Annotated in this window: 4 protein-coding genes; all 4 read right to left on the bottom strand. The window is 55.9% G+C overall.

Annotated elements, in window-relative coordinates; translation table 11 throughout:
* Nucleotides 1-176: 176 nt before the first annotated feature.
* Nucleotides 177-4,517, bottom strand: coding sequence for an adenylate/guanylate cyclase domain-containing protein (locus GV827_RS22730; protein ID WP_164356545.1), 4,341 nt, complete (start codon nt 4,515-4,517; stop codon nt 177-179).
* 615 nt (nt 4,518-5,132) lie between these two features.
* The gene (locus GV827_RS22725) at nt 5,133-6,761 is read right to left on the bottom strand and encodes a recombinase family protein (protein WP_164356543.1); all 1,629 of its coding nucleotides are present in this window, start codon (nt 6,759-6,761) and stop codon (nt 5,133-5,135) included.
* A complete protein-coding gene (locus GV827_RS22720; protein WP_328823208.1) occupies nt 6,761-7,174 on the bottom strand; it encodes a DUF2924 domain-containing protein in 414 nt (137 codons plus the stop codon). Before GV827_RS22720 ends, GV827_RS22725 begins: the two co-directional genes overlap by 1 nt.
* Nucleotides 7,171-7,434 carry a DUF3489 domain-containing protein gene (locus GV827_RS22715; RefSeq protein ID WP_164356541.1) on the bottom strand — a complete coding sequence of 88 codons (264 nt, stop codon included), beginning with the start codon at nt 7,432-7,434 and terminating at the stop codon, nt 7,171-7,173. The genes GV827_RS22720 and GV827_RS22715 overlap by 4 nt, the downstream gene beginning before the upstream one ends.
* Nucleotides 7,435-7,725 lie beyond the last annotated feature (291 nt).

Below are 7,725 nucleotides of genomic sequence, written 5' to 3'. Positions count from 1 at the left end.
CGGCAAAACGACAAAAACAGCAAGATTTGCAGCCTCTCTCGTTGAGCTGAGCCACAAACACCTCGCTTCGGGAAAATGAGCGGCACCAAAAGGGCGCGAATTTCGAGTTTTCACACACCCTCCGGACAAAGCCGTCGTTCGCCGCAGGACAGCTTTCAGTCAAATCCGGGTTCGCTCTATAGCGGGTTCTGTGGGTAGCCAGCCTGCCGCAGAGCATCTAGGTAGCCCTCAAGGTAGGCCTTGTCGCGGATGTAGGCCAAGAATCTAGCGCTTCCCGACACACTGGTTTGCGGATAGATCTCTTTTGCACGCTCTACATGGCGACTAGCATCAGCATCGTCTCCGTCCAGCGCCGCAATTGCTGCAAGGTGCGCGTGAGACATCGGGTTCGGATAGATGTCGTTGGCCTCGTTGAATAGCCTCTTCGCTTCCTCCAGTTCACCCTGCATCATCAGCGTGATCGCAAGAACATTGGGCACCCAGACCGGTGGACTGGGTTGAGCCCGCAAACCAAACCTCAAAAGCACTTCACCTCGTTCGGGGTATCCGCTTGCGGCAAGAATCCAACCCGCGTGAGATGCAATCCAGCCATTGCCTGGAACCAGTGAGGCAGCCCGATCCGCACTGGCAATAGCGAGATCATGTTCTTGCAGGTATAGGTGAACAAGGGCCATCGCGATATGTGCGACGGCAACATCAGGATTGGCTTCGACTGCTTTCTTAGCATGAGATCGGGCAACCTCAAGAGACAGCTTCGGGTCTGCAGAATAGCCCATCAAAATCGAGTTAAGGTTCACCCAACTCTTGCCAAAATGTGCGTAGCCAGAATTCGGATTACGTTCCAGCGCGGCTTCAAAATGCCGCAGGGCCTGTTGATCCGCTTGGAACGTAAATTTGTCCACTTCAGCAGTGCCAAGCATGATCAGCTTATAGGTCTCCAAATCACCTGCGTCTCTGAAGACTGATCGCGAATTGGCGCCGCTCACCAACGTCGCATCCAATTCCACGAGAACATCCGCAACAATCTGGTCCTGCACAGCGAACAGATCGTCTACTGAAAGATCACTTTCGATCTGTTTGGACCATATTTGCCGTCCATCGAGAGCATCGATCAATCCGACTGAGGTTCTCAGTCTGTCATTGGACAGTTGGATGCTGCCGTCGAGCACGTAGCGGACGCCGAGTGCCTCAGCGATCTTCCCTGCACTATGCTCAGCGCTGCGGTAGGCAAAGCTCGATTGTCTTGCGATAACGAATACCCGTGGGACCGCTCCCAACGAAGAAATCACACTTCCCGCTATTCCCTTGCCAAGGTAATCATTCTCTGAGCTTCCAGTGAGATTGGCGAAGGGCAGAACGGCTATTGAGGGTTCGCTTGGTAGATTGAAGGCCATTCGGTCTGGGCTTGCCGGAGAAGTTGCAGGTAATCCTGCGTCGACCAAGGCATCAAGCCAGCGGTTAACGTAGTCCCGATCTGACCTGTAAATCAAACCGAAACGGGGATCCCGAGCGAGAGAGTCGCGGTCCGCTGAAGGTAAGAGCTCCATTGCCCGTGATACATACTCTCTGGCGGTGGTCTGGCGATCTTGCAGGACGTCCATTACAGCCAATTCAAACAATGCTAGAGGCTCTGCGACAGCTCCCTCGGCGCCCTCGCTAAGTATCGCTTCGGCGATTTGTCTTGCTTCATCGAAGCTCCCGTTTTGAACCAACGCACTCATCAATGAGGTCGCCACCCAACCGGGGTAGTCAGGCTCGAGCCGCATCCCGCGCTGCAGCAGTTCTATCCCCTGAACCAACCTGTTGCGATGTGAAAAGATCCAACCGGAAACAAAGAGTACATCCGCTTCGCCCGGATCAGCCTCGATCGCCATCTCCGCATACTCTACCGCAGATTGCGCGTCGCCCAAAGCATGGCTAGCTGTCGCATACAGTGCATGTGGATGTCCGAAACCTCCAGCATCCAGAGCTTTCTGAGCCCATTTCCGGGCCGAGAGCAGGTCCGCCCGCGGATCAGAGCTGAGTCCTGTAATGACCCTATGCCATTCCAGCCAGCCCTGCAGGTTGATCACAGCGGGTAGTTCTGGATTTCGGTCATATATCCCTCGCCAAAGGCGGGCCACTGTCTGGTGGTCTTCAGGCCGGAATGTTTGAAAGGCCACCCTTCCCCTGATCATGTCCCGCATGTTTTCCGGTGTTCCGACATCAGATCGCCACGAGCGTGTTTGTTCGCCGAGTGTGAGTTTAACCTGGAGTTCTTCTAGAATGGCTTCGGCGATCTCGTCCTGGATTGCAAAGATGTCGTCGATATCGCGGTCCCACTTTTCTGCCCAGAGAGACCGCCCCTCCAGAGCATCGGTCAATCGGGCGCTGATACGCAAGCTTCTGTCTTGAAGCTGTACCTTTCCATCGAGTACGTAGCGTACGCCAAATGTCTCTGAGATCTTGCTTGGAGCACGCCCAACCATGTCGTTCAACTGATGTCGCGAGATCACAATCATGTCGGGGGAAGACGTAAGCGCTGAGATAACGCTGTCGGACAGGCCGATAGACAGCCATTCAGCCTCAGGGTTCCCAGCAACATTGGCAAACGGCGCCACAGCAATGGACGGCTTGTCAGGGATAGCGAAGGCTGCGAGGTCAGGGTTCGCGGGGGCGACATCGGGTAAGCCTGCTTCGCGGAGAGCCTCAGCTAAACGATCCACAAATTCTTGATCTTGGTAATATTCTCTAGCCTTTGTTACCAACTCAACACTGATACCCGGCCAAGCCGCCTGTAGGGCCTCGACATGGCGTTTCGCTTCTTGGCTCTTACCTTCCGATTGAGAAATTGCGGCCAGCAACATCAACGCTCTTGGCTTAGCCAAGGCATCTTTGGTGTCACTCGCCAGTATCTCTTCCGAGATGGTTGTTGCCTCTTCGAATTGTCCCGCCATCACATAGGCTTCAGCCAAATCGCGTGGTATCCAATCAGGATAATCAGGCTCGCGACGCATTCCTTGCAGCATCAGCTTGAGCCCCTCTTCAACCCGCCCACTGCGAAAAAGGGAACTGCCGGAAATCATCAAGACGTCTGCGTCGCCTGGGTTCAGCCGAAGTGCCTGCTCAACGTCTAAATGAACAAGTTCATGTTGCTGCATTCTGAGGTTAAGGGTTGCCCTAAAAACGTAGGCGTGCCCGTTACCTCCCGCCGCAATCTCCTGATTTACCAAGGTTTGAGCTCGTCGAAAATCTTCTGCTGGATCATCGCTCAAACCAACTAGGACCCGATGCCAGTGTAGCCAAGCGATAAGAAGTTTGGCGCCAAGAACATTTGGATCGCGTTCGTAGATCCGAGTCCACGCCTCCTTTGCTTTTTCGTGGCCTTCAGCGTCGAATTGTTGGAACGCAACGCGCCCTTCAACGAAGTCTCGCATATTCTCCGCACTTCCGAGGAAGTCTCGCCATGAGCGCGCCTGTTCACCAAGCGTGAGCTTGACCTCCATTTCTTCCTGAACTTTGGAGGAAATCTCATCCTGAACGGCAATGAGGTCATTGGTGCTCCGATCGAACTTATCAGCCCAAATGACCCGGCCGGTCTTTGCGTCCACGAGTTGTGTTCCGACTCGCAGGACTCCTGATTGCTCAAGAATCGAGCCGCGCAACACATATCGAACTCCATAGCGTTCCGCGATTTGAGCGGGTGTTTGACCTTTCATTTCGTCTATGGCGTTAGCCGATATGACCAGCATTTCCGGCGATCTAACCAGCTCGAAAATAACCGCTTGGGCGATGCCCTCTGACAGCCATGTTTGGTCCTTTGAGCCCTGCGCCTCGAACGGCATGACTGCAATCGAGGGTTTATCGGGTATGTCAAATACAAATCGATCCGGCTCGGCAGGTACGAACTCGGGCCTCGTCACTGACCATACCAGTCCGACGGCAGCTACTAGGCCAACCAAGACTGCCGCAGCAAGCCAAGGCCGCTGGTTTGACACTCTCTTTATCGGAGTAAGTTCGGTACCTGCATCGACAACCTGGTAAACACGCACCGGTGTCGCAATATTCTTGAGCTGCTGCTCTCCCATTGCTTTATAGCCGACCTCGACCTGAGACTTGAGAAGGTCGTGAACTGGGCCCGACACAACGACACCACCAGGTTCGGCGAGGCTTTCAAGTCGTGCCGCAATGTTAACGCCGTCACCGTAAATATCGTTGTCATCAAAAACGACGTCTCCCAGATTGACAGCGATGCGGTACTGGATTTTCCGATCATCGGGAATGTCGGCTTCTCGCGCGGCCATTTCCTTCTGGGTCGTGACGGCGCACTGAACCGCCTCGACGACCGAGCCAAACTCAGCGATCAATCCATCACCTGTTAGCTTGATAATCTTTCCATTGAACTGTTCGAAGACGGGATCGATGAGTTCCAGACGATGCCGTTTCTGGCGCTCTAGAGTTCCAGTTTCATCAAGCTCGATGAGTCGGCTGTAGCCGACCATGTCAGCAGCCAAAATGGCTGAAATGCGACGTTCCATATACCGCACCCCCATCAGCACCTTACAAGATTTTGGGCCGCCTGTTAACTCTGCTCAGGATCGGCCGCTCTGGGCTCTGAGCCGCCGATCGCTTCAACTTTCCTCAATGACTGCTTACCTTGAACAAGCCGTCATTCGGCCATGCATATAGCTTCGCAGAGCCTTTGCGAAATGAGCGAGACATGCACATCCCTGTTCCGCCGCCTCCTTTCCCTGTTCTTCAAATTTCTTTCCCTGATAGTTGAATATTTTTCCCTGTTATCGAATTAACAGGGAAATGCCATGTAACCCCTTCTAAACACTCGCGGAAACCAGGAAAAAGTGGTCGAAATCACCCTGAATTGGCCCAAAACTGCAGATTTTCCCTGTATTTTCCCTGTTAACAGGGAATTTCTCGCCGAGACTGGATGGCTCCCGACTGCGTGCACAGCCACACACTTCCTCGATTTCAGCTTACGACGCACTGGCGCGCATTAAGTGCGTAAGTTCAGGCGCTTGTCGGGCACGGATTCTCAATGAGACCTTGTGTGGAGCACAAACATGGCCATTTCCAGCCCGCAGTCTCTGTTTGCCATTCCGGCGGTACGAGTTTGGGATGTTTTGGAGGAGCTTGGGTTACAGCTTCGCGAACGTTTCGCGCTGTTCTGACCAACGTGCTGGAACACCTGACTTGATCAGGTAGTCGGACGTTAGGCCATCTGGCTGTTCACCGGCGGCGATGGCATCCAGAACATCCGGTGAGAGCATCGCCAGATCAACCACATCCTGGATGCGCCGCTTCGATGTGCCCTCGGCGTTTGCAATCTCCGCAAAGGTCTTGCCGCCAAGTATCATCGACATCCACTTCTGTGCGTTGACCACATTCTGCACGAGCTTTGGGTCGATCTCAGCAGGCGCCTCCCCGAGATGCAGCTTGAGTTCCACGCCCCGCCTGCGCATCTGGAAGGGGCTTGTCAGGATGAGCTCCTCGGAACTGATCCTCTCCCGATCGCACTCGACTACTTTCGCAAGCTCATCAAGATGCAGACGAATGGTCAGCATACCCGGGCAGAGGTCGGCGCGCTCGACCAATGTCAGACAATCCTTCGTCTGCTGGATGGCATGCAAATTGGCTGTTGCCGCCTCAACCTGTGATGCGTTGAGATCCCGGATCAGGCGGATCGCAATCTCTTCCTGCTTCAGGTGCGCTGCGATCAGATCGGAGATCAGTCCTTCGACCTGTTCCGCAGGGAGACGCCAGGCATCGGGATGCTTGCGGCTCCGATCCTTTACCAGCCTGTGAGAGATGTAGTAGCGCAGACGTTTGCCATTCTTGTTGCTGTGACTGGGTGTCAGACGGTCGCCCGTCTCATCGAAGAGCTTGCCCGCCAACGGGGATCGGGCAGCCACCCGCTTTGCGCCGCGGGCCCTTGTGGCCCCGCCTGCGAGCATCTTCTGCACCTGCTCCCAGAGCATCGGCTCTATGACGGCGGGGTGCTGCCCTTCATATACCTGCCCCTTGTGCCGGATGCGGCCTGCGTAGATTGGGTTGCTCAGGATGTGATGGATGTGCCCCCGATCAAAGGACGTGCCTCCAGAGATGCGCCCTGCCCCGCGCAGGCGTTGGCGTGATCTGAGGCCCAACGCGTCGGCGTGCTCTTTAACTTCTCTGATAGCGCCATGCTTAAGGTAGAGCTCGTAGAGGCACCTGATCGTCGCCGCCTCTTGCTCCTCTATCTTCAGGGTCCGGCCATCAGCCTGGTAACCGAGGGGCACATTCCCACCCATCCAGAGACCCTTACGCTTGGAGGCCGCGATCTTGTCCCGGATGCGCTCGGCCGTGACCTCTCGCTCGAACTGCGCAAAGCTCAAGAGTACATTCAGGGTCAGCCGCCCCATGCTGGTGGCCGTGTTGAAGCTCTGGGTGACCGACACAAAGGAGGCCTCGGCTGCATCCAGCCGATCCACCAGCTTGGCAAAGTCCGCCAGCGACCGGGTCAGACGATCGATCTTGTAAACGACGATCTGGTCGACGCGCTTCTCGTCTACCGCCTGCATGAGCCGCTGCAGCGAGGGACGCTCCAGATGTCCGCCGGAGATCCCGCCGTCATCAAAGCGGTCCGGCAGCACCTCCCAGCCTTCGTGCTTCTGGCTTGCGATATAGGCCTCGCAGGCCTCCCGCTGGGCATCAAGAGAGTTGAAGTCCTGCTCAAGTCCATCTTCGGAACTCTTGCGGGTATAGATGGCGCAGCGGACCCGGCGCATCATTGTACCCCGAAGAAGCGCGGACCTGACCAGTGGGCCCCGGTGATGTGTCTGGCAATGGCAGACAGGGACCGCCAGGTCTTGCCATCCATGACATAGCCACCATCGACAACATCGACCTGGTACGTCCACCCGTTCCATTCCCGCACCAGAAAGGAGCCGGGCTTTGCGGCAGCGGGTACAGTCTTTCCAGAAGCAAGGTGTTTAAGCCGACGCATTGTTTTGGCCGATACCCCGCCCAGTGCTTCGTTCTGTGCCTCCCAGATCAGCACCCGCTTGAGGAACTGCAGAGACAGGTGCTTGGGCGGCGGGCGGCCGAAAGCGGCGCGCCAGCGGTCCAGGCAGGCTGATCGATCACAGGCGTCGATCTCTGCGATCAGGATCAACACCTGATCTATCTCTCCGCCGCTCACCGGTCACCCTGCCCTGCGACAATCCGGTAGACCGATCCCTTATCCGTTACCGTTCGCGCCACGACGCAACCCGCCTTGCGCTGCGCGGATATCGCGGCCCTTGCCGTATGCGGTTGCCAGCCGAAGCTCTTTTGGAGCTGCGCAATGGTCACCCCGGATTTCCGGGTCAGCAGTTTGTGGAGCTGCGCCTGGCGCGTTGGTTTCTTCACAACCGTCTTCGGTATGGCTGTCTTCTGCGGTTCTAAGTCTAACGTTGTCATGGTGTTTCTCCACTCTCTGGGCAAAGGCTTATCCCTCGCCCTGTACTGAGTGGAGCCCGGAGGTCCCGGGCGTCAGCGACACAGACAGTACCGCTCTGCGGGGCGCAGAAGTCCAGTGGAATAATGGCCGCTTAGCGCAGAAAAGCAGTCATCCGACAAAAAGCCTCGGATGACCCAAACGAGCCCAGAGCCGCCGGATTGAAATCGCGCCCTTCGCTCATGCAGCAAAAAAGTTGCCTTGATTGATCCAAGCGCTGCGCTGCAACGCAGCCTTAAAAGCGGCCATTCGTT

The sequence above is a fragment of the Sulfitobacter sediminilitoris genome, from assembly GCF_010667575.1.
In the GTDB taxonomy this organism is placed as follows: Bacteria; Pseudomonadota; Alphaproteobacteria; order Rhodobacterales; family Rhodobacteraceae; genus Sulfitobacter; species Sulfitobacter sediminilitoris.
This window is presented reverse-complemented; position numbering and strand designations above follow the sequence as displayed.